Origin of the sequence: Bacillus cereus, assembly GCF_025917685.1 — a bacterium.
In the GTDB taxonomy this organism is placed as follows: Bacteria; Bacillota; Bacilli; order Bacillales; family Bacillaceae_G; genus Bacillus_A; species Bacillus_A cereus_AT.
Map to the genome: position 1 here is coordinate 2,868,218 of NZ_CP089518.1, position 23,852 is coordinate 2,892,069.

Genomic DNA, 23,852 nt, shown 5'->3' on the forward strand with positions numbered 1-23,852 from the left:
GTTAACTAATTGTAAAAACAACAAATTAACAAAACAAAACAACATATAAACAATAAAAAAAGACTATTTCTCAACTTACTAAGAAATAGTCTTCTTTTAGCTTTTCTATACTGTTATTACTTCAACCCCATTACTTGTTAGCATATTTTGCCACGATTCATCGAGCTTCGCATTCGTATATAACGCATCTATATCATTAAAACTTCCGCTTTTATAAAACTTTGTCAAATTAAACTTTGATTCATCAGCCATCATTACAACTTGTTTTGCATTATTCTTTAGCTGCTTAAATATTTGTGCATCTTCAATATACGAACATGTCAGTTCTTTTTCTAATGAAATACCATCACAAGAAGCAAATAATTTATTAACAGTGAAATGATCCAGATAGTTTAATGTCATTTCTCCAGACAATGCTAAGGAATTCGTATTCAATATTCCCCCTATGACTATTAACCTACAATCAAAGGAATCATACTGGTCTTTCAGCTCAATAATTTTATTTACAGCTGGTATCGAGTTTGTTAAAATTGTCAAATTCTTTTTATCGTATATGTAATCTAAAATTTGCATTGTGGTTGTCCCAATTTCAATTGCGATAATATCATTATCTTCTACGATTTTACTTGCTTCCATTGCAATTTTTCGTTTTTCTTCAATATTTTCAGATCGACGTTTATCAAAATGAAATTCTAGTGTTTGATCTTTTTTCTTAATTGCACCACCATGTATTTTCGTAAGCTGTCCTTCCTTGTGCAACATATCTAAATCTCTTCGTATCGTTTCTGTTGTAACATTTAATACCTTTGCTAAATCATTTACCATCACTCGGTTATACTTTTCTAATTCATCTAGTATGTGTTTTCTTCGTTCAAATTGTGTGTACGATTTCATTTCATTAACACCTCGTCAAATTACGTAAAATATTGATTTTCTAAAAACTCTTAATATACAAAAGGCTTAATCTTTACTTTTAACATAACATCATTTACAGAAATAAGGAACGATTATCTTCATGAAATTCCAAAATTAGTTTAACAATAAAAACAAGATTAAAATAAATAAAAATTTATTGTTAAACGATAAATATCATGTTAAATTTAATAGATAATTAATAAATGAGGTGCTTTATATGAAACAAGGATCAACACTCTTTTTAAAGACAGCTATTATCCTTATCGGTATTCCTGTTCTTGCTTTATGTATATTTTTAGTTCCTAACATAGGGAATTATGCAGCGGAATTGTACCCCGATATTGCATATATAAAATATCTTGTTTTACTTAATCTATATGCAACGGTTGTACCTTTTTATTTTGCTCTGTATCAAGCTTTTAAACTTGTAAGCTACATTGACAAGGGTAACGCCTTCTCGAAATTATCTGTTAGAGCTTTAAAGAAGATAAAACAATGTGCAGTAACAATTAGTATATTATATGTAGTAGGCATGCCACTCTTCTATCTTGTGGCGGAGAGAGATGACGCACCTGGTATTATTATACTTGGGATGCTTCTAATCTTTGCTTCAATGGTTATCGCAGTCTTTGCTGCCGTTCTCCAAAGACTTTTAAAAAATGCGATAGATATAAAATCAGAAAATGATTTAACGGTCTGAGGTGAATAACATGGCAATAATAATTAATATTGATGTAATGCTTGCTAAAAGGAAAATGAGTGTAACGGAGCTTTCAGAGAAGGTTGGAATTACAATGGCTAACCTTTCTATATTAAAAAATGGAAAAGCAAAAGCAATTAGAATTTCAACTTTAGATGCTATTTGTAAGGCATTAGAATGCCAACCTGGGGATATTTTAGAATATCAATCTGAAGAAAGCGAATAAAAAGAGTCCTTCTTGTATGAAGGACTCTTTTTATTCAGTATTACGGCGCAAAACTAACTTGACCAGTCAAAATTAAAATAATCGCGATCATCCAAAATATAAAGAATGATGAGGACAGTATTAATGAAATAATAGCAATCCCCTTCTTCTCTGTTTTTTTCGTCATTGTGATTATTGAAAGCATAATACCTACACCTGTCAGAGCAATCGTTATATAATCTCCAACTATATTTCCCGCATTCGCTATCCTCGTCGGAGTTATAAAAACGAATAAAAAACACATAATTCCGATGAGCAAAGATACATAGCTTATTATGCTGTACTTCTTTTTGAGAACTATTTCTGTTTTCATAATTACCCACCCCTTCTATATAGCTATGAGTTCATATTAGCACGAATAACCATAATTTGGTTAATGCATAAAAAAACAGATACAGCGGGAACTTCCGCTGTATCTGTTTTTTATTTAATATATAAATCTGCTATTTCTTCTTTATCATTATAAGTAATGATAAAGGTCCGTTGTTCTTTACTATATTTCGCTACAAGAACAACAGTATATAAACCAGCTTTTTCTTCTGATAATCACGTTTTCATTTTACTATCAAATTTATCATGTGCACTTCTTTATACTTTGCTTCATTTGCTGCGCTTGTAAAAGTAGAAGTTTTATTCAAGCCATTTATAAAGAAAACTCCCTATTTCTATCAATAACTACCTTAAAAAACTCAGAGTAATGCGATAAAGAATAGTCCGCTACATCACATTTATCTTGAAACATACATGTTGTAATACCTAATTCCTTCGCAGGCAATAGATCTAACTCCCTATCTCCAATTGCTAGATCAATATTGTGCTTTTTATGTAAATGATCATAAGCTAAAGAGTTCGGTTTTCGAGGGAAACCATCGTCAATTGTAACCATATCGATGAAGTATTTGTCCCATCCGTAATACTTTAAGATTTCCATAACTCCTGCCCTATGTTTATGTGTCATAATCACGTTTTTATGCGCAAATTTCAAAATCTCTTCGACACCTTCAAATGGTTTCATATCTTTTGGAGTAAACTGTTTCTTCAAAACTTTAATCTGTTCTTCCTGTTCATTTGAAATGTTGTAATATTGAATTGCGTGGGAATATGATATTTTTAAGTTTTTGTATATTTCTCGTTTATCTACTGCATCACCTAATATTTCAGAAAGCATCATTGTATATGCAGGATACGTATTAAATAACGTCCCATCAAAATCCCATAATATATTCATTTTATCCACCTTCTATTTTGTACTTACTTACATTGTTACATATTGCGTATTACGAAATCCGCCCTCTCCCTCGGCAATTCCTCTTCCAAATAATACTCCTCAGCTTTCCAATACCTACTTTGAAACTTTGGCAGGTTCTTCTGCGTTTCCTCACTCTCACGAAGAAACCGTGTCTCACTTGAACAATCCAAATACACCATATAATGAAAGAAATTTCTCCATTCTTTTCGCTGCAGAAAAACTCCTTCAACAATTATTACACCTACTAAAGGAAGCTGTATTTCTTTCATTTCACATGTGTCTGTTTCATCATGATAGCATGGCAACTCTAATTGCATGTCACTTTGTAACTTCTGAAATAAGTTTTGCTGCAACCACTCTATATCCCATTGAAGGTTGTAGTACTCATACCATTCTGCAAATCCAGTATTATATCGCTTGTTACGCTCGGTAATATGATCATCAATATGGAATATATGAAACGGGATTCCACTTTTCTTCATATCTTCTTCCAACTCTTTAACCAAAGTTGTTTTACCTGAACGACTTAGACCATCTACACCTAATATAAATCTCTCATCTTTATGTTCCTTAATAACTTTCATTATTTCACTTGTGCTCATTACTTTTCCCAGTCTTCTTTTAATAATGAATAAACGACTGTGTCATGAGCAACATCATTTTGAATCATATATTTCCGAAGTAATCCTTCTTCCTGAAACCCTGCTTTTTTTAATAAATTACGGGAAGCTTCATTTTCTATATATACAACAGCGGCAATTCTTATAAAGTGCAAATTTTCAAATCCGTAAGCTAGCATTGCTTGCAGTGCTTCGGTTGCGTATCCTTGTCCCCAATATGTATCATCTAGCTCATAACCAATTTCAGCTCGTTTATGATGATTGTTAATTAAATGAAATCCACACGTACCGATTAATTGATCCGTACCTTTCTTCTCTATCCCCCAGCGAAATACACTTCCCTCTTCATTACGCTTTCTAAACGTTTGAATAGTCGTTTTCGCTTGTTCAATATTTTCGAAAGAATCCATCCCAAAATAACGAATAACGGATTCTTTTGAAAAATAATGGAACATTGCATCTGAATCTAACAGTGTAAGTTCTCTTAATAGTAAACGTTCTGTTTCTAATTTCGGAAACCCCATCCTCTTTATCTCCTTCTATTCTAATGAACTACAAATTTCAATATAATTACCGTCTGGATCAGCAATGTAAGCAATTGTTTGTCCCCACGGTTTTACGATTGGCTCAACTAGAACTTTAACCTCTTGTCCTTTTAAATTCTCAATCGTTTCCTTTACATCCTCTACAACAAACCCTAATTCAAAATGAGAAGACTGTAATACCCCTTCAGTAAGTGGTAATCCAGTTAACTCCTTTACATCCTCTCGCGTATTCATTGCTAAAATTGTAGATCCTGTTTCAAATTCGATATATGTACCGTGTTCAGCTCTTATTGGTAATTTTAAAATTTCTTTATAAAACTGAAGACATTGTTCAAACTTTTCTACATATAAAATAATGTATTTCATTTTTAAGTTCATCATTATTCCCCCCTTTACCTTCACCTCTAAAAATTCGACAAATGTTTTTAAAAACCTTGTACCTTATAGAGCCGAGCACAAAAAAATGAGGCCGATTTCTCGGCCCCCCAGCTTATTGGCATAAAACAGGAGATTTGGTTTGGACATAACCAGTTCTTACATATTATTATATTTTATTTTTTCTGAATTTTAAATATAATATATACCTATTTATGTTGAGAAAGTTTTGTTACATGACCATAAAACTATGTGCATAAATTCATATCATTTAAGAAATGCTACAAATGGAGGTGTATACATATGGAACCAATGTTATGTCCAAGCTGTAAAACGAACCGCACTCGCTTTAATATTCTTGAGCAACAAGTAAAACCAGTAAAATTAAATCCGCAAACTGGTCAAGTAGAAGAAGAATACACAAATGAAACGATGAACGCTTTTCATATGGCTTATCAAGGACCAACTTACCGCGTCCAATGTGCCGTATGCGGGCTTGTTGAAAATCCAGAACAATTTATTAAACCTGCGCAAAATCAGTCTTTCTCTTAAATATCTTTATTACCCCCTACCAATTTTCTATAGGGGGTTTTTTCTGTTTTACATAAGTAAGATGCACAATTGCTGTTTAATCAAAGGTTCCTAATTTATCTACATGGCTACTATTCGTACACCGTCATATATATTTCTGTTCTACACAAAAATAGCGGCCCAATAAAATCAAAGAACAGCTAAACCTTGCGACCCAAAGTAAGGAAAATTTGATGAAGCAACAACCTGCAACCTTACTAGACTACCATCACTTTGAATATTAAATGCTGACACTGTCCCCTGATTTCCATTAAGTGTGTAAAAATACCTTCCATCCTTACTTACTCCAACATCCATCGGCAGACCTGGTGCTGTACCCGGCGGAGTACTAGTAATATGCCTTACTACTGACAGTGCTCCATTCAGGGCGATTTGGTAGGTAGATATGGTGCCACTTAAAGTGTTCGTAGTGTAGGCAAAACGTTCATCTTTCGTTGTTATAACCCAACAAGCAGTTTTATATCCGTTTTGTACAGAGCCGCTGATTACATGAAGAGTACCGTCATTGCTCAATGAATAAGATGACAACGCATTTGAAACTGCTTCTGTAACTAAGAGAATTCCGGACGATAGAAAGTAAGCACCCAATGGGCCTTTACCGTAAGAATCATTAACAATTGGTCCTGTAACCGTACCATTTTTATTTACATGGAAGACACTGAGATGATTTGATGTAAGCTCAGAAACAACGATTTTACTACCATCCGGGGTGAAGAGAACTTGTGCTGGCTGAGCATTAAAGGTACTGAGAGCATGAGTGGATCCTGGAATAGGTGTAAGGTTTCCCTTATCATCTATGTGAAATCCAGTAATATTTGATGCAAAATTGTTTGCAGCATTACCTACATTGGAGACATAAAGAAGATTATCATACACACCAATGCTATTGGGCTGAGCACCTCCTGATGGCTTTACATCCACGAAAATCGGCACCCCGTTATCTGCTATGATAAAACTACTGATACTATGACTGCCTGCGTTAACTGCAAATAGGAAACGACCATCACGGGACAAAGTCAGAGAACCTTGTGATGCTAGAGGATCTATACCATCGTTTGCCGTTTCTGTAGAAACTTCCTTTATACCAGTACCTCTTCCGTAAGTTCGGTAAGAACCCAGAAAGGTAAGCATTCCATTCGTATCCATATGAAAAGCAACAATGTGATTCATTACTTCATTATTAGTCATCATGTATACCACACTCGCACGAGCACGAAAATAATTGTTCATTCTCTGCATTTTATGACTCTCCTCCCTTCATAATTTTATATGGTTCTTTTTCCATTTACATTCGCAAGAAAATGTAAATTGGTTTAGAAATATCTCTTACTCATCTCGTAGTTTCTTTAAATGAAAACCTGATTCACTTCCCTATTTTATTTTCAACCCCACACTCTTTTGGTAATATTTACATAAGAGAGGTGAAATAAATGATTTTAAATAAAAAGTTAATGATTCCATCTACATTTCTACTACTAACTTGTCACATAGGCATTTTTTACTTTTGGATTTTCGACTGGAAGAAGATAACAACTCCTTACGGTCTAGCTATATGGATTGTTTCTACTGTTTGCGGCTTTTTACTTTATTACCACTTTAAACATCAAAAATCTAATAAAATAGTATTAATCAGTAGTTCATTATTATTAATCGTTTCTTCATCATTTATGATTTTTTTAGGTATTATTACTAGTATTATCTTTGTAACTGTTAGTTCTATGCCTTAAATGTATAGTCTTTTATTATGTAAAAAAGAGTGAACAAAATAGAATTATATAAAAATTAAAGAAGATGATTCCGGTAATCATCTTCTTTTAAAATCCAATCTTTATTATAATATTTCGCTTTTCAATTTCTTAATTTTCCATAAGAGCCTCATAAAGAAATAAGCATACATACAACCTACAAGCCCTGTCATAACTTTCGCCCAAATTGGCACTCTTGATTCTGTTGAATTTAAAAATACGCTATACATTGAGGGTAATATAGTTATTGAAATCAATGCGAAAAATTGTAATAACTCCTTCATTTTTTGCACCTTCGTGTCCTTCTCTGAATATATGTCAGGTAACTCAATTCCCTCCTCTACTTCCTTACAAAAATAATTCCATCTTGTAAAACTTGTGACACGTTTCCAACCAGACATTTCATATATTTCAAAGTACTCTTGTTGTTTTTCTTTTGAATCCCTGTAAACCAATCTAAAATCCGCTTTATATATTACATCTTTTGGTTCTGTTTTCTTAAACGTATACATCAAATTATACCTTTGTAACGCCCAGCCTTTTTGATGCATTTTCCGTAAAAAAGCTTCTTCTTTTTCTAAACTCCATGCCATGAAAAGTTTGAATACCTTCTTTGTCTCCATCTTCCATTCACTCCCCTAATATACTGTTTCCATTCCTTACAGATCTCTGCAATCTGTTATACTCTAGCTCTAACACTTCTCTACCAAATGGTGTTAACTCGTAGCACTTCTTTCTGTCTGTAGAGGCAACTTCAACAATCAATTTCTCTTTTAGTAACTTCGTCGTATTCCCATATAAAGTACCAGGACCGAGTTTTACTTCCCCATTTGTCATCTCTTCTACCATTTGCATAATTCCGTAACCGTGCATTGGCTTCACAAGTGACAATAATATGTAATATGTTGCCTCAGTTAACGGAATATATTTTTGCGCTTTCGCATTCATTATAACTACCTCCGATACATCGCTTCTTGATATATCGACTAACGATACATCGTATACCGATATTGTATAATCATATTCCAAAATATGCAAGAGTAATTTAATAATTAAATATCCATTTCTTCGAATTAAAAAATCATATCAATTTTCTGAATAATTCGTTAAAATATAGTAATATCCGCTTTTATTTTGAAAGGAATGATACATATGATAAATAAATTGAAAGAAAACATAGGATCTGTTTTTATCGGTAAAGAAAATGTTATAGATCTATTACTCGTTTCATTGCTTGCTGACGGACATGTGCTTCTGGAAGATGTGCCTGGCACCGGAAAAACATTACTTGCAAAAACAATTTCTAAAAGCATTGGTGGTAATTTTTCTCGCGTTCAATTTACCCCTGATGTACTTCCGAGTGATGTAACAGGTATTGAATATTTCAATCCGAAAACAAGTGAATTCGAATTACGACTTGGACCAGTTATGACAAATATACTACTTGCAGATGAAATTAACCGCGCGATGCCGAGAACACAATCTAGTTTGTTAGAAGCGATGGAAGAACGACAAGTAACGCTCGAAAAGCAGTCTACTCCTCTTCCGAAACCGTTCTTTGTTATTGCGACGCAAAACCCAATTGAATCACAAGGAACTTTCCCTCTTCCAGATGCACAGCTTGATCGCTTTTTAATGACGATTTCAATTGGTTATCCGTCTCCTGAAGATGAGCTAAAAATGATGCGTCGTTTTCGTAACAATGCACCACTAGAAAACGTCACATCTGTTATTACTTTAGATGCTATTTTAGAAACACAGAAACGAGTAAAAGAAATTTTCGTATCAGAACCGTTAGAACACTACATTATTAAACTTGCTCACGCTACAAGAAATCATGATTACATCGCTAACGGTGTAAGTCCACGTGCCACACTTGCTTTAGTGCGTGCAGTTCAAGCACTAGCCTTTTTACGCGGGAGAGAATATTGTACGCCTGAAGATATACAATTTTTAGTTCCTTCTGTTTGGAATCACCGTATCGTCTTGTCAATGGAAGGAGCTTTACGTACGACAAAAAATGAATTAATGCAAAGGATTTTAAAAGAAGTTGACGTACCTGTGGAGATTGAACAAGCATGAATAGACAGCGCGTTGTAACTGTACCTTTATTTTTCCAACTTCATATTATTCAATTAACTGTTCCAGTCGCGTTGCTTTTCACATTCTTTTTCCCGCAACGAATGCTTATGTTTCTCTTTTTCTTTTATTATTTATTTGCTATTTTCATTTATAAATATGTCACTTTTATAGAGAAAAAGTTTCAAGTAATAAACGAGAAACAAATAACGCGGCTATTTCCTGATGAATCTGGACAGTTTTTTATTCATTTAAAAAATGGGGCAAGCATACCACTCGTAAACGGTGTTTGTTATTTTCATTTAAATTCATCTCTTATACCGCATAAGGATCAAGGGATTGAACAAATATCGAAAACGTTATTTTCTTTCCCATTTTCACAACCTGCTCATTCAGCACAAAAATGGGATTTAACATTAACCGCAACGAAGCGTGGTGTCTTTCAAATTGAACAGTTCGAATGTGTTTTAAAAGATCCTTTTCATCTTTTAACTGTACATTTACCTGTTTTCGATAAGTTAAAAACTGAAATTATTGTATACCCTACTCCTAAAGAAGTAGCCGGTTTACAAGAACTTCAGCAACTATTAACAGGTTCGTATCGAACGAGTTTCTCTTTTTACAATGATGAAACATCTATTATCGGTGTAAAGCGCTACGAGCGTGAATCATTCCGCTCTATTCATTGGAAAGCATCCGCCAAAATGCAGGCGTTACAAGCGAAGCAATATGAACCTGTAAAGAATTATAGTTGGACGATTTGTCTTTCTTTAGCTGCTGATCGCGGATTCGGTTGGAAAGAAAATGTAGAAGACCTTATTTCATTTACAACATACATTTGTCAATTCGCAACGAAGCATCAAATACCGTTTGAATTATTTATTAGTGTATTAGCAGAAACTGGTGCATTGCATTTACCATTAAACGAAGGACAAACACATTACGGGAAGGCTTTGGAAGAATTAGCACGTATTTCAGATGATAGTACGTTACTTCCGAAACAAGGATTCCTTCATTATGTCACGAGAAAAAGAGAGCGATCATCTACATTGATTTACATTGGTCTGCAGAAGAATGAGCTTCCTCTTCTATCTCAGCCTACGTTTCTCATTAATAATGAAGGGATGGTGGAAAAGCTTGAAAACTTGGCTATATCACATTCATGATTTCATTCTGCTCCTCCTGCTTTCATTATTAACAGAAAGAGATGAACTAATTGGCATTGCAATATTTTTAACAACAGGCTATGTAGGAGTATTTCTTATTCATAAATTAATGAAGAAAAAAATAACAGGATTTGTAATACTTTTAGTTCTTCAAATAGTTCTTTTCTCTTTATTTTTACCTTTTTCTCTTTTTGGCACAATCATATTACCACTATTTTTCTTTATCATACATGCGGTCGGACCTGGATATCCAGTTCAAAAATCTCTAGGTGGTATTGTATGGTTTGTCGTTTCAGCTATATTTTATGCACCCTTTCCACCGTTATGGAAATTATTAATATTAGCCTTACATCTTATGATTACATTTTGGCTAACCGGGGCAAATCGTAAACAACAACTATTACGTTTTGCCTCAATCATTACGATTGGTGTAATGAGTATGTTAATTGTTCAAGTGTTCCCTTTTATTCGACTTATGTTTGGTTTTATGACGGAAGTTATCGCATTAGGAGTCGGCTATGCTTTAATGCCATTAATTAAAGCAGCTGAATTAAAAGACACTGAAGATGTTTGGGCAAATAAAGGACATCTCTTAAAACCACGAATTGAAGACGGGAAAAAACTTCCTGACTTTGACCCAATACTTATTAATAGCATTACAGTATTAGTCTGTACAGCCATCGCTATTTATGTCGTTTGGAAAATAGTAAAAAAACGAAAACATTTAAGTTTACCAAATATGCCTGTCTTTGAATCTACAATCATTACTGATAAAGAAGGAATTAGTCAAAAACGAACGAAGCGAAATAAACCACCACATAACGAAATTCGAAGAGAAATTTTCAAACTGGAGAGTAAGTTAGCCCCTCCTTTAAACCGTGAACGAGGAGAAACAATTGAAGCTTGGCTAGAGAGAATTAATGAAGAAGAAGGTTTAAATATTCAGAGGCATATAATTATAGATGCGTATAATGCAGTACGTTATTCAAATCGTGAAGATACTATACTTCTGCAAGAATTTAAGAAAGAAATTAATAAGCTTTATGCGTATCAGAAAGGTTTGAAAAAGAAGAAAAAATGAATCAATTTAAGATATGACACACACAAAAGACTCCTATTAAACTAGGAGTCTTTTTGTGTAAAAGTCCACGTTGCTTTTCACAATTTATGCTTTTTTTCCTGCTTCAATTGCTAAAGATTCTTCATGCCACCAAAGTGTTTCTTCAGGGTCTTCTTTAGCGATTAAATGTGCTTCTTTCTTCGATTCTACGGTAGGATAAGATCCTTTTAGTGCACGTCCTGATGTTGTAACAAACAGTACACTAAATACAACTAATCCAATTACACTTACACCAGTTAAATAAAATGCTGGTGCGAGCGGGTTACCAGTAGCGTGAACTAAGTATGAACATACGAGCGGTGTTGTCCCGCCAAATATAGATACAGAAATATTAAAGGAGATAGATAGTGCACGATAACGTACATCGGTGAAAAAGAGTGCTGGTAATAACGAAGGCAATGTTCCTTCATAAACACTAAGGAAGAAACCTAAGACGAAAATACCCGCAAACATAGCTACAATATGTCCGTTACCTATTAGTAAAAATGCCGGAATTGCAAATACAGTTAAACCAAGTAAACCAATTTGCACTACGCGTTTATTACCTACTTTATCACTTAATTTACCGAAATAAAGTGCCAGTGGAATCATAAGTGCCATCGTAATTGAAATAATTAATAAGCCAGTTGTTTCTTTGACTTTTAGTACTTGTGTTAAGTAAGAAGGAATATACGAAAGGATCATATAGTTTGTAATGTTAAAGAAGGCAACAATTACTGTGCTTAATACGAAGTCTTTTTTATGATATTTTAATATATCAATAAATGAAAATTGTTCATTGTCTTCAGATTCCTCTTGTGCTTTTTCCATCTCTTCAAAAATTGGAGATTCATCTAAATGACGTCGTAAATATAAACCGACCAAACCAATTGGTGCAGCAATTAAGAAAGGAATACGCCATCCCCAGCTGAGCATTTGCTCATCTGTTAACAATAACGTCAAAATGGTAACAATTACCGAAGCAGCAATGTAACCTGAGAGTGTCCCGATTTCAAGACCACTACCGAGTATACCACGCTTTTTATCTGGAGAAGATTCTGCGATATAAACCATTGCTCCTGAATATTCGCCGCCTGTAGAGAAGCCTTGAATCATTCGCGCAATTAAAAGTAGTATTGGTGCCCATACACCAATTTGTTCATAGGTTGGTAGTAATGCGATGAATAATGTAGAAAGTGCCATTAAAATAATAGTTGTACTTAAAACAATCTTTCGGCCATACTTATCTCCTATTCTACCAAAGAAAATACCTCCGATTGGTCGAACGAGAAAGGCCGCCGCAAATGTACCAAATGTTAGTACAAGTTGCAAACCACTATTATTCACACCTGAGAAGAATAATTGACTTAAAATTACTGCTAAATACGCGTATAATCCGAAGTCAAACCACTCCATTGCATTCCCAATGCCAGTAGCAATAACTGCTTTCCTCGCTTGTTTAGGATTGACAATATTAACGTCTTGAGGTTCAAAATTTAAATCATTATTTTGTTGCATATAGTAAAACAGCCCCTTATTTAATTTAACTTCTTTAAGCACACCTTCTCTTACTAGAATAAATTCAATACGAAGCACTTAAGGAAAAGCAACGTCTCCTTATCTGTTATTATTGTTTCACATAATTAATTATTTGTCCAATGAGATGCTCCCTAGGTTAAGTAATTTAGTATTTTAAAAAGCTGAAGAAGGCGCTATACGAGTACCTTTTTCAGCTTTTTATTTTAATACATAAATTTATTTTTTTCACCCCTATTTTCTTCCTATTTGAATTAAAAATAAGGTACTTTTTCATAAAGCTTTTTAAACACTTGCTATAGCTGATAAGCTATGAATACAGGAGATAAACTCATAAATAAATGCATCAATCTCTTCTTTTGTAATTATATATGGAGGAAGTAAACGGATGATGTTCCCTTGTGTAACATCAACTAACATCCCTTTCTCCATTAGCTCTACCTGTAATTTCTTTACATTTGTATTCGTATCATTCAAACTAATTCCAAACATCATACCAGCATGACGTACTTCCTGAATATAATAAGAATTTTCATTCTGAATTTCTCGCAATTTATCATTTAAATATAGTGACATTTCATAAGCTTCTTGCATTAAACCATCGTCAATCAATGTATTTAAAACCGTTAACCCTAAAGCTGTTCCCATTGAAGAATGAGCAAACGTTGTGCCGTGATCTCCTGGTGCAAATACATCACATAATTTTTCACCTACAATAATTCCACCTAGCGGTATCCCGCCTCCTGCTCCTTTGCCAATTTGAATAATATCGGGTGTAATATTGAAATTTTGATAAGCGAATAGTTTTCCTGTTCTCCCCATACCACTTTGTACTTCATCAACAATAAGTAGTACATTATATTTCTCACATAAGTTTTGAACACCATGTAAATATTCACGCGATAAAGGATATATACCGCCGCTTCCTAAAACAGGCTCTAACATAATCGCAATTGGATTTTCATGAATTATTGTTTCTTCTAATTGCTCTATATTCTCACGCTCTACTTCATATACCGGAATCGATGTTTTAGGGAAATTTTGATATACACTTTCTTGTCTCGTAAAATGAAGTGCTCCTAACGTACGTCCGTGGAAACTATTCTTCAGCACTACGATTCCTTCACGTTCCTCATGCGTATTAGCTCTATACTTATCAATTAATTTCAACGTTGTTTCTGTCGCTTCCGTACCTGAGTTTGTAAAAAAGACCTTTCCGTTTTTTAAAGAGCAATCAACTAATTTCTTTGCATACTCAATCGCAACTGGGTTTAAAAAATGAAACGGTAGATGCAATGACTTCGTAACTTGCTCCATTGTCGTTTGCACAATTTTAGGATGATTGTATCCTAATACATTTACTCCTACACCAGAAAATAAATCTAAATACTCTTTACCATCTACATCATAAAGTTTACTTCCTTCTCCTCTTTCTATCGCAACCCCCGTACGACAATACGTAGGCATCATATATTCTTTATCTAATTGAGACCAATCCGACATAATAAATTCCTCCTGGCTATTTTCCCGTTTTTCATGTTCATTATCTATAAATTCATTTACAAATTAATTTTTAAGATTGATATTTTAATAGTGGTTTTCTTCCACCTCTTAAATAAAACGTGTTATTTCTCTTCCCGATATTCATTTTTCCATAATTTCTTCTATTTCAACAGGTCCACTGCATACGCGTTTTTTTCATCTAGCGGTCTGTTCCTATTTTGAACTTTGCATGTCATACATAATCAAGGTTAAAAAATCATATTTAGTAACAATGGACAAAAAAAATTTGGAGGCTATATTGATGGATGAAAACTATGATAAACAGAGGCAATCTTTACTAGGAAAAGACTTTAATGAACATGGAGAACGTAATGAAAAAGCTATAATTCACTCTCAAACAGTTGGTTCACGTGGACCTGTTTTAAAGCAAGATAGTGTGCTTCACGAGGCGTTACAAGAATTTATTCATGAAAAAATTTTAGAAAGACCTGTTCATGTAAAAGGTTACGGTGCATTCGGCTATTTCCAAACGATATATCCGATGTCAGAACATACTAAACTAAGTTTTTTACAAAATTCTAATGCGAAAGTTCCTGTTATGGTACGATTTTCATTTGCAGTTAGTACGAAAGGAACACCTGATACTTCTAGAAATGTACGCGGTTTTGCTACAAAATTTTATACAAATGATGGCGTTTTTGACCTTTTATGTAATCACATTCCTGTCTTTTCTGTTCGTGATCCGATGCGTTTCCCTGAAACAATTAAAGCGCTCTTACCTTCACCTAAAAATAACTTAATAGACCCTGATAGTTTTTGGAGTTTTGTCGCTACAGCACCAGAATCAATTCATTTTGTTGTCCGCTTATACTCTGATACTGGTACTGCAAAAAGCCTTCGCCACATCCCAGGACATAGTGTAAATACATATGTTTGGAGAAACGCTGAAGGTAATCGAAAGTATATAAAGTATCATTGGTATCCATTTGAAGGTGTACAATTCATTACTAGTGAGGAAGCAACTAAACTAGCTGCGGAAAACCCTGATTATAGCGGGAAAGATTTATACGATGCAATTGAGGCTGGTAAACCAGTGGAATATGGTCTATATGTCCAGCTCATGGATCCAAAAGATGAAGCTCATCTTTCTTATGATCCTTTAGATGATACAAAAGTATGGGACGAAAAGGCGTATCCTCTTATACCAGTCGGTAAAATGGTATTAAATAAAAATCCTGAAAATTATATGGAACAAGTCGAAAAAGTGTCCTTCTCTCCTTCTAATTTACTGGATGGAGCAGAACTATCTGATGATAAAATGCTACAGGGCCGTGCTAATATTTATAGCGATTCTCAAAGACGAAGAATTGGACCAGAATTTCGTAAATTACAGGTTAACCAGCAGCAAGATTGGACACCTGCTAATCAAATTACAAGCGGTGATGGAAGATACGTTGAAGGAAAACTTGAAAGAACTTCTATAACTAAGCAAGATGACTTTGGGCAGGCTGGTGATTTTTATGCGAAGTTACAACCGATAGAAAAAGAACATCTTGCTGAAAATTTAGCTAATGATTTGAAAGTCATTTCCAATGATATTAGGAAGATAGTTTTGGGGTATTTCGATCAAGTATCAACTGATTTGAAAACAAGAATTGAGACAAAAATGAAAGAGCATTAAGAAGATTAAAACATGCTTTACGAATGAGAATTCAAATCTATATTAATTATTTTCTTGTCAAAATCCAATGAGGTTACTTAATTTAAAAATATAAAGCCAATATACCCCTGCTCTAATTATAGAACAGGGGTATATTGAAGTAGTTTAATATTTAACATTAAACTAAAAAATACAACTAGCAGCCTCTCAAACCAACTATAGTAAACTATTTTACTTCCACTGTATAATTCCCTGTTCCCCCGCCATATTTATATACACTTAAATAATATTTCCCTGGCTTTGCATTATAATTGCCAAGCAATTTGTTTCCATCACGTTTTGTTGCATAAGTTACATAATTATTTAAGTCTGATTCAGAATATAGTACCCAGTTCAATCCAATATTTTGTTCGTTCGTAATAGTAATTTGTAAATCTTTTGGGTCCTTTACATCAATAACAAATCGGTCAACCTGATCTTGATCGCTTAAGTTTCCTCTTAGTAACGTATTTAAAGATAGTGGATTCGCTGTTTCAAATGAATTATTCGGTTCTTTTTCTACAGCCGTACCTTCTTCTGTATTCACTCCACTAAGCACAACATCATATTCAAATTGTCCAGCATTATTAACACGGTAATTTACAAAGTAAGCAGTCAATGTTTTATATCCAGTCCACTCTTTTCCTGAAAGACGTTTCAACATATCATTCGTTGCTTGATTCATCACTTTCCAGTCCTCAATTTCTCCTTTTGCCGCACTTCCTGTATATGTCCCCTGTAGTGTAAATGTATTAAAGAATTGTGATTTATTTTTTGTTACCTTCACATCTTTTAACTTTGCTTCATTAGTGATATCTGAAGTAACGTCCGAAAGCGATTTTGGATCATGCTGAGTTAAATACTCATCTGATACTTGTGGAATTGTATACTTATCACGATTATCAATAAGCATTTGCATATAAGATTGATATTCTTCATTTAATTTATTATCTTTGCTTAATGTAGAACGGTATGCATCGTAACTTGAAACATCATTTGCACGAATTAAATCATGCACTTTATCGAACATTTCAGGACGGTTATTATACATATATGATTGCAATGCAAACGAATAGTTATAAAAATCCCACGTTCCATATCTCGCATTTAATGTTTGTGATGCTGTATAACGTTTTGCAGGATCATAAGATAATCCACCAATTATACTTTTTCGCGGTACTACACTATCTAATCGCGTTGAACCTGCAAAGAACTCTGCATTCCCTTCTTCAAACCATGTTAAACGTTCATTTTGATACATTTCCCCTTGGCCCCATAATCCCTGAACTTCGTATCTTCCCTGTAAGTAGTGCGTAAATTCATGGCGGAACAATTCTTCCAAACTATAAATACTTTGCTCTGGTGTACGTTCATATGTAAAGAACGTTCCTGTCCCTTCAATATAAATTCCACCATTATTCGTTTCATATCCGTACAGTTGGCGATTAAATTGATACTCATCTGGACTATTATAAATAACCATCGTTAGTACATCATCAGCATGTCCACTTTCAAGTGGTTTATCGCTACCAACTGTACGATAAAATTGAGAACGTACTTCTTTTGCCGCCCAGTATAGACGCTTAATTTTCTCTTCACTAACTTTATCCCCAGCTTTAAAGACAATTGCTCCATCATCAAACGTATACGTTTTCGGTAAATATTTCTTTTTACCATCTTCTCGAATTTGATCTAAATTTATTGTTTTTCCGTTCGCATCTACTCCTCCGTAATTTGTAGTAATTTGTTCTGCTGCAACAAAATATTGCTCCCCAAAATGTGGATAAATCCTCATCGCTTCGGTAACAACTTGCTGGCCTTTTGTTGGTGTACTATAAAGCTTGCCTAATCGACCAGCATAATAAATTCCATTATTAATTAACCAGCCGTTTTTATTTGTTACTGTACCAATTAGTGCAAAACGATTTACTTCATTTATAAAGTTATCAATATTTCGATACCACATCGTATCTTTTGGCTCTTTTCCAGTCGTGTACATATCCGTCTGAATATCAAAGTCAATCCCCTTCATCAACTCATAAATAGCGTCTCCTTTCGTTCGGTCTTCAATGAAAGTTGCAAGATTATCGTTGTATTGTTTGAAAATTTCACCTGCATATAAAACCGTTTCAACATCAGCCGATGCATTTCCAATTAATTTTCCATATGATGAAATAACTTTATTTTGTTCTGATGTACCAAGTTTGAAATTCGGATTTTTTGCAATTGTTTTTAAAGCCGGTAAACATTTATCATGGTAGCTACGCTCATTTAGTTTGCTTAATTCATCATGGTAAAAACCTAAATAAAATGCTGCACGTAAAGCTTCTACTAATGTTTCAATCCCTTTTGAATCATCTTTCGTATAAGCTTGTCCTTGTTCTGCTAGTTTATTAATAATCGCTTGCATTCGGCTATCATCTTGATAGAATTTGAGACTATCACTATTAAACTGAAATAATTCCGGAATTTGATACCAATTAATTGTCACAAGAAGATCAGTTAATTGTTTGTTACTTAATTGATTTAACTCAGCCATCGAATACTTTTTTTCTTCAGCTAACGGTTTAACATCCTTGTTTGGCGCTAGCGGACGCTGCGATAAATCCGATAACTTTAACCGTTTTGTAAAAGATGCATTTTCTTGTACTTTTGAAGAGTGTGCCAACTCATCAACGGATTTCTGTATACCTACCGGCTCCATTTGTAATACGTTCTTCACATTTTTTTCTTTTGTCTCTGCTTGAATTTGTAAACCATTGCATGATATTGTCACTAGTCCAACACCAAGAATCAACTTAGAAATTTTTGAATATTTAACCATAACATTGCCCCCTAATAATTTTAAAGAAAATTCTGAATTTTTATATCAGAACATACTTATTTGTATGTATTTACAGTTCCGCTATAAATACAAGTATGATCAATGATGCAATAGTAGCTTGTTTTATACTATTACGAATACAGATTCCTTACATACAATCCCCTTCCTTAAATTTAATACAAGCAAAAACTGTGCCAATGATATTTTTTGCGCATAGTAAACATTTCTTTATTAGTACTGTAGAATAAAATATACATAAGTGGTTCAACAATGTATAAATCTTTTGACACATACTCCTCTCTCTTTTTACGATAAAAAGATCCTTTGAAAATTATAAGCACATTTACTAGCAAGTAATTTGCAATATACACCATCCTAAATGTTAATAACCTCAAAAAAAGAAGGTAAGTATACATAAGGTTAATATGTATACTTACCTTCTTCTATAGCAACCTTTCAGCAGATAAAAACAACATTAATTAGTATTTCATTACATCATTTCATATTATGGTATTCATTCCTCTTTTTCAGATAATCCTTTTCACATTGTAACGGTTTGTATTCCACTATTTTGCCTTGCTTCTTTTTTGTTTCGGTAACAATCCATTCCCCTTTTTCAAGGTTTAGATTTAGGCGTTTCATTACATTAGTATCGTCTATTTCTTTATAAAGTAAAAATGCTTCTTGCGCCCTCACAAATAAGCTAGGTTGCCCTCTAAATCCACCACTATCATAAATTTTAGTTAATGAATTATAATATGAATCATTTTCCTTTCCGCCATACATCAAATGCGCAGCCTCTAGGTCTCTTTTACTAACTTCCCAAAAACTGTTTTCATCAATATTTAAATTAAATGTGGATTTAATGTCCTGTATTATATTTTCCGCATACTTTTCATCTCGAACTTTTCTTTCTTCGAGACAATCCGAAGATAATCTTGGTGCATCTGTTTGAGAATGTACAACGTGTTGAATAGATACACATAAAATAAATACACTTAAAATAAACAATATTTTTTTCATCATTACATATCACCTCAAATGATTTAGATACTATATTATTTGAGGCTTAGGATATTCTTATGCTAAGAATGAGAAAGGTCCTATAAAATAGACTTTTTATAGAACCTTTCCTTTTAATATTGATTTATCAGTTTCATCGGCGAAGCAAGTACCTTACTACTTTTCACATCATATAATCCTATAGGTGTTACCCGTATAAAAGGCAAGTGCGTCGCAGAAAAGAATAAAATCGTAAATGCTGGATCGTTATAGGTGTATCCTCGCTCTTGTAGTAATTCCACCATTTTTTTCTCTTTATGTATTAATTCGCTCATTTTTAAATCGGACATAATCCCAAGCAACGGTAATGCAATTTCGTGTAACACTTCATTTCTTTCCGCTATTACCATACCGCCACCTAGCTCTTTTACTCTATGAAAAGCTGTAAGCATATCTTCTTTCCTTTTTCCAATAAGAATGATGTCACCTGTACCGGAATAAGAGCTAGCAAGACCTCCTAATCTATTCGCAAAACCTTTCACAACTGTATTCACTCGCCAAGTGCCATCACGAGCAATCATCATAAGGAAACATTCATCATGCTCAATAGAAAGTTCCTCAACGTTTAAGTCGATTTCAGTTACATATGGTTTTGAAATCACATCATTTAATAATTTTATACCTGTTGTTTCAGAAAAAATCATATCTTCTTTCTTTAAAGACCAGTCTAGTTGTAGAGGGGTTACTTGAAATTCATCCCATTCTATACGTAATGATTCATTTTTATTTTCTCCATCACGTTTCATCCATTGTCCTTTTGCAATTACACTAATCGGCACCGGGTTTTCTTTACTTTCCAAAATATTAATATTGGCGATTCTCCCTGTGGCAATCGCACCATGTAAATACTCCATATTATAATAACGAGCAATGTTATAACTTGCCATATTATAGGCATCAATAACCGGTATCCCTTGCTTAATCGCTATTTCTATCAATCTATTTGTCATTCCGTTTTCATAAAATGATGGATGCGAACCGTCTGTTGTGAAAATGAATCTATCAAATTGTTTAACACCTAGTTCTAGCAATTCTTTTAGTAAAACTTCTAAATCCGGTCTAATTGAAGAATTTCTAAGAGAAACGGTGTAGCCTTGCATAAGGCGTATTAATGCTTCCTGCCCTGTCATCGCTTCATGATCACAATCCGTACCTAACAATTTTAACTTTGCTAAAGTTGTTTCAGATGCTCCAGGAAAATGCCCTTCTACTTTCTTCTGTAATCGTTTTGTTTCCTGTACCCAATTTAACATTTCCTCATCGCCATGCAATAGTTTTGGCCATGCTGTTAACTCCCCGCCTTGAAGAACATCTTCATGATTAAGCCATTCCATTATTTCTTCACTATTAAACAATGATTGGCCATTTTGCAACTCAGTTTGTCCATCGAAACGACACCACCAATACATGCTTGCCGGAATCTTTTTAAATTCATCTAATAAACGAAATGCTTCTTCACGTTGTAATGTGAAAAATAAAGTTAAATTATCATTAATAAAAGTTGTTGTCCCAAATTGCATTGCATGATTTGCTAACGTCTCTGGATTGTATAATTGATATGGATGTGCATGCGGTTCTATGTAACTAGGAACTACATACTTCCCTTCGCAATCAATAACTTCACAATGAGTAAATTGCTCTGGCAGTTTTTCTCCTACGTATACAATGCGGTCATCATAAACCCAAATATTTGCTTTCATCCACTCACGCATATATGAATTTAAATATGTCGCATTCTTTAATAAAATGTGTGGACTTCTCATGCCATCTAGTACTTCAACATGTTCTCGTAATTGCTTATTACTCCATTTATAATTATTTTGTCCCAATGTACTCAACTCCAAATCTATTAATTGTTATATTGGTTAAAACGAGAAATAGTTAATCAACTAAAGTATTTTCCATTCATAACTCCCCTGTATAAATCCCTATAGCCTTTATTATATGTAATAGTTGTAAGAATAACAATTTTCAGAATAGTAAGCATACCTCTTTGCTCCAAAATAAAAAGGATGTCATGAACAGACATCCTTTTATCTTTTGCTAAGCTAATGGATATACAATTATTTTAGCTTGATATTGATGTGGTAGACCCCTTTTGAACCGCTATGTTTTTTGAAGCTAAGCTTACAATAATAGTTATTACGATATTAATAAATAATGCGATTGCTCCTGTACTAATGTCGTTAATAGTGTGTGGGACTGTTGGGAAAAAGGTTGCAATTTTTATATTAAAAATCGTAGCATACAATACAATAAGTACCCCTGTAATAATACCAGTCATTGCGCCATATTTATTAATATAATTTTTTTGAGAAAAACTAAGGAATAATGCAGGTGCCAATTGTGCGATAAGACTGTACGACATGATATTTAACAGTGCAAGTGCTGTCCCGCCAAATACGGTGAAGATTAAAGCAGTCAAAGAAAGGATAATGATGAATAGTTTTGAGGCTACTAATTGTTGTTTTTCGGTAGCTTTTGGAAAAACAACATTGTAAATCCCTTTTGTTAATCCAACAGATGCAGACATTAACATAACAGAAGCTGGTACTAAAGCTGTTAATAAACCAGCTGCTCCAACTATTCCAACCACCCAAGGATCAAATGTTTGAATAGTTAATCTTAAAAGAGAAAGATCTCCATCAGCTCCTTGTAAACTAGGAATTTTTACGATAGCTGAAAAGCCAATAAAGAAAACAAACAGTAATAATATCGTGTATAAAGGTAGAGTAATTGCATTTTTGCGAAGTGCTTTTTCACCATTTGCTGAGAAGACCACAGTGAAAGAAGTCGGTAATAAATAAAAAGATATTGCATTTAAAAGGATTGTAGAGATAAACCACGGTACACTTAGTCCCTGATCGGCTAACGTTAACAATTCAGGTTTAACAGCCTCAACAGACTTAAACATTTGCTCAATTCCACCAAAATAGTGGCTAGGAATGTATAGGCCTAAAAAAATAACTACTCCCAAAATCATAATATCTTTAATCACAGCTGTCCAAGCTGATCCATGAATACCAGAAAATATTACATATGTTGTAATAACTATTGCACCTATAATACTTGCAACTATTGGTGAAATAGCTCCAAAAGAAGCCTCTGAAACAATAATCCCTAACCCTTTCATTTGTATACAAATGTATGGTATAAGCGCCAAACTTCCCACAATAGCTACTATAACCCCCATTGCACGACTATCATATTTAGATGCAAAATAGTCAGGTTGTGAAATAATACCATGTTCTTTACCGTATCTCCAAATTTTAGGTGCAATCCAATAAGATATTACATATGCTAAAAATATATACGTGGGTACATAATATGCAGCAGCACCTTTAGAATACGCCCAACCACTTCCGCCTAGAAAAGTAAAAGTCGTATAAACCTCTCCAGCTATTAATAGGAATATGAACAGGGGTCCAAAACCTCTGCCGCCAACTGAAAATTGCTGCAAATTCATCTTTTTTCCTCGTCTGGCTGCTATCCCTAAATAAAGAGATAGAATTAAGAAAATAAAAATAATAAATAATGATATATTCATTCTGCCTCACTCCCTTTATTATCAGGATCCAGCTTATAAACAATGGTTAAAATAATTGAGGAAAGTACCATCCAAAATACAATCCAAAATAAAAGAAAAGGCATCCCTAATACGTAAGGCTCAATTTTATTTGCAAATGGTAAGAATCCAACACACCCTATAAAAGGAATTAAGAGTAAGAGTTTAATATATTTCAAAATATTCTCGACCTCCTATTTCATCGTTTGAATTTTTATGGATTAAGAGCCGATATTATAAAAGGATTTGTTAATATATATCCTTTTTAACTTACTAGCATCTAAATCTCTGATATGCAGAATAAAGTGAAACAT

24 protein-coding genes and 1 pseudogene are annotated in these 23,852 nt (G+C 33.7%); 8 read left to right on the top strand and 17 right to left on the bottom strand.

The window, feature by feature from the left end; all coding sequences use genetic code 11:
* Nucleotides 1–105 precede the first annotated feature (105 nt).
* On the bottom strand, nt 106–894 hold the full coding sequence (locus tag LUS72_RS14905; protein WP_264446860.1) for a DeoR/GlpR family DNA-binding transcription regulator: 789 nt from the start codon (nt 892–894) through the stop codon (nt 106–108).
* Nucleotides 895–1,132: 238 nt separating this feature from the next.
* Here LUS72_RS14905 and LUS72_RS14910 point away from each other — a divergent pair, with 238 nt between their 5' ends.
* Entirely contained in the window at nt 1,133–1,615 is a 483-nt protein-coding gene (locus LUS72_RS14910; RefSeq protein WP_264446862.1) for a DUF2975 domain-containing protein, read from the top strand.
* A gap of 10 nt (nt 1,616–1,625) precedes the next feature.
* Entirely contained in the window at nt 1,626–1,841 is a 216-nt protein-coding gene (locus LUS72_RS14915) for a helix-turn-helix domain-containing protein (protein ID WP_071772908.1), read from the top strand.
* A gap of 40 nt (nt 1,842–1,881) precedes the next feature.
* On the opposite strand, the gene LUS72_RS14920 is transcribed toward LUS72_RS14915, so the two are convergent.
* From LUS72_RS14920 to LUS72_RS14945, 6 genes and pseudogenes are all read right to left on the bottom strand, one after another.
* Nucleotides 1,882–2,193, bottom strand: a complete 312-nt coding sequence (locus tag LUS72_RS14920) for a hypothetical protein (RefSeq protein ID WP_097830383.1) — start codon at nt 2,191–2,193, stop codon at nt 1,882–1,884.
* A 110-nt stretch (nt 2,194–2,303) separates the two neighbouring features.
* Nucleotides 2,304–2,518 (bottom strand): annotated as a pseudogene (locus LUS72_RS14925) (hypothetical protein); the annotation flags it as partial.
* A gap of 5 nt (nt 2,519–2,523) precedes the next feature.
* A complete protein-coding gene (locus LUS72_RS14930) occupies nt 2,524–3,108 on the bottom strand; it encodes an HAD-IA family hydrolase (RefSeq protein WP_264446866.1) in 585 nt (194 codons plus the stop codon).
* Between the two features lie 35 nt (nt 3,109–3,143).
* Nucleotides 3,144–3,731, bottom strand: a complete 588-nt coding sequence (locus LUS72_RS14935) for a kinase (protein ID WP_264446868.1) — start codon at nt 3,729–3,731, stop codon at nt 3,144–3,146.
* Nucleotides 3,731–4,273, bottom strand: coding sequence for a GNAT family N-acetyltransferase (locus LUS72_RS14940; RefSeq protein WP_264446870.1), 543 nt, complete (start codon nt 4,271–4,273; stop codon nt 3,731–3,733). The genes LUS72_RS14935 and LUS72_RS14940 overlap by 1 nt, the downstream gene beginning before the upstream one ends.
* Before the next feature lie 15 nt (nt 4,274–4,288).
* The gene (locus LUS72_RS14945; protein WP_097830379.1) at nt 4,289–4,672 is read right to left on the bottom strand and encodes a VOC family protein; all 384 of its coding nucleotides are present in this window, start codon (nt 4,670–4,672) and stop codon (nt 4,289–4,291) included.
* A gap of 300 nt (nt 4,673–4,972) precedes the next feature.
* Between LUS72_RS14945 and LUS72_RS14950 the strand changes: the two genes are divergently transcribed.
* Nucleotides 4,973–5,221, top strand: a complete 249-nt coding sequence (locus LUS72_RS14950) for a hypothetical protein (protein WP_000433610.1) — start codon at nt 4,973–4,975, stop codon at nt 5,219–5,221.
* Between the two features lie 168 nt (nt 5,222–5,389).
* On the opposite strand, the gene LUS72_RS14955 is transcribed toward LUS72_RS14950, so the two are convergent.
* Nucleotides 5,390–6,499 carry a lactonase family protein gene (locus LUS72_RS14955; protein WP_264446887.1) on the bottom strand — a complete coding sequence of 370 codons (1,110 nt, stop codon included), beginning with the start codon at nt 6,497–6,499 and terminating at the stop codon, nt 5,390–5,392.
* A gap of 191 nt (nt 6,500–6,690) precedes the next feature.
* Between LUS72_RS14955 and LUS72_RS14960 the strand changes: the two genes are divergently transcribed.
* Nucleotides 6,691–6,987: a hypothetical protein gene (locus tag LUS72_RS14960; protein WP_002185543.1), complete on the top strand. Its 297-nt coding sequence runs from the start codon at nt 6,691–6,693 to the stop codon at nt 6,985–6,987.
* A 104-nt stretch (nt 6,988–7,091) separates the two neighbouring features.
* Here LUS72_RS14960 and LUS72_RS14965 read toward each other — a convergent pair whose 3' ends face one another.
* Together LUS72_RS14965 and LUS72_RS14970 are read right to left on the bottom strand one after the other, a co-directional pair.
* Complete coding sequence (locus tag LUS72_RS14965; RefSeq protein WP_097830377.1) at nt 7,092–7,628, bottom strand: DUF2812 domain-containing protein; 537 nt, start codon at nt 7,626–7,628, stop codon at nt 7,092–7,094.
* Nucleotides 7,629–7,635: 7 nt separating this feature from the next.
* Nucleotides 7,636–7,953 (bottom strand): PadR family transcriptional regulator, encoded by a 318-nt coding sequence (locus LUS72_RS14970; protein WP_000991891.1) that lies wholly within the window; start codon nt 7,951–7,953, stop codon nt 7,636–7,638.
* Between the two features lie 204 nt (nt 7,954–8,157).
* Between LUS72_RS14970 and LUS72_RS14975 the strand changes: the two genes are divergently transcribed.
* The 3 genes from LUS72_RS14975 to LUS72_RS14985 are packed head-to-tail and all read left to right on the top strand — an operon-like array spanning nt 8,158 to nt 11,331.
* A complete protein-coding gene (locus LUS72_RS14975; protein WP_264446897.1) occupies nt 8,158–9,087 on the top strand; it encodes an AAA family ATPase in 930 nt (309 codons plus the stop codon).
* Nucleotides 9,084–10,250 (top strand): DUF58 domain-containing protein, encoded by a 1,167-nt coding sequence (locus LUS72_RS14980; RefSeq protein ID WP_264446899.1) that lies wholly within the window; start codon nt 9,084–9,086, stop codon nt 10,248–10,250. Before LUS72_RS14975 ends, LUS72_RS14980 begins: the two co-directional genes overlap by 4 nt.
* Complete coding sequence (locus LUS72_RS14985) at nt 10,222–11,331, top strand: DUF4018 domain-containing protein (protein WP_264446901.1); 1,110 nt, start codon at nt 10,222–10,224, stop codon at nt 11,329–11,331. The genes LUS72_RS14980 and LUS72_RS14985 overlap by 29 nt, the downstream gene beginning before the upstream one ends.
* Before the next feature lie 84 nt (nt 11,332–11,415).
* Here LUS72_RS14985 and LUS72_RS14990 read toward each other — a convergent pair whose 3' ends face one another.
* Complete coding sequence (locus tag LUS72_RS14990; RefSeq protein ID WP_264446903.1) at nt 11,416–12,867, bottom strand: MFS transporter; 1,452 nt, start codon at nt 12,865–12,867, stop codon at nt 11,416–11,418.
* A gap of 303 nt (nt 12,868–13,170) precedes the next feature.
* Nucleotides 13,171–14,388, bottom strand: coding sequence for an aspartate aminotransferase family protein (locus tag LUS72_RS14995; protein ID WP_097830373.1), 1,218 nt, complete (start codon nt 14,386–14,388; stop codon nt 13,171–13,173).
* 301 nt (nt 14,389–14,689) lie between these two features.
* On the opposite strand from LUS72_RS14995, the gene LUS72_RS15000 reads away from it, so the two are divergent.
* Nucleotides 14,690–16,069, top strand: coding sequence for a catalase (locus tag LUS72_RS15000; protein WP_097830372.1), 1,380 nt, complete (start codon nt 14,690–14,692; stop codon nt 16,067–16,069).
* Between the two features lie 205 nt (nt 16,070–16,274).
* Here the strand turns inward: LUS72_RS15000 and colA are convergent, their stop codons facing one another.
* The 5 genes from colA to LUS72_RS15025 all read right to left on the bottom strand — a co-directional run bounded on the left by colA (nt 16,275) and on the right by LUS72_RS15025 (nt 23,717).
* Nucleotides 16,275–18,911, bottom strand: a complete 2,637-nt coding sequence (gene colA, locus LUS72_RS15005) for a collagenase ColA (RefSeq protein WP_097830371.1) — start codon at nt 18,909–18,911, stop codon at nt 16,275–16,277.
* A gap of 495 nt (nt 18,912–19,406) precedes the next feature.
* Nucleotides 19,407–19,934 carry a hypothetical protein gene (locus tag LUS72_RS15010; RefSeq protein ID WP_097830370.1) on the bottom strand — a complete coding sequence of 176 codons (528 nt, stop codon included), beginning with the start codon at nt 19,932–19,934 and terminating at the stop codon, nt 19,407–19,409.
* A gap of 113 nt (nt 19,935–20,047) precedes the next feature.
* Nucleotides 20,048–21,802, bottom strand: a complete 1,755-nt coding sequence (locus LUS72_RS15015) for an adenine deaminase C-terminal domain-containing protein (RefSeq protein ID WP_097830369.1) — start codon at nt 21,800–21,802, stop codon at nt 20,048–20,050.
* Between the two features lie 239 nt (nt 21,803–22,041).
* Nucleotides 22,042–23,520 carry a sodium:solute symporter family protein gene (locus LUS72_RS15020; protein WP_264446909.1) on the bottom strand — a complete coding sequence of 493 codons (1,479 nt, stop codon included), beginning with the start codon at nt 23,518–23,520 and terminating at the stop codon, nt 22,042–22,044.
* Nucleotides 23,517–23,717, bottom strand: a complete 201-nt coding sequence (locus tag LUS72_RS15025; protein WP_048374755.1) for a DUF3311 domain-containing protein — start codon at nt 23,715–23,717, stop codon at nt 23,517–23,519. Before LUS72_RS15025 ends, LUS72_RS15020 begins: the two co-directional genes overlap by 4 nt.
* Nucleotides 23,718–23,852: the final 135 nt, after the last annotated feature.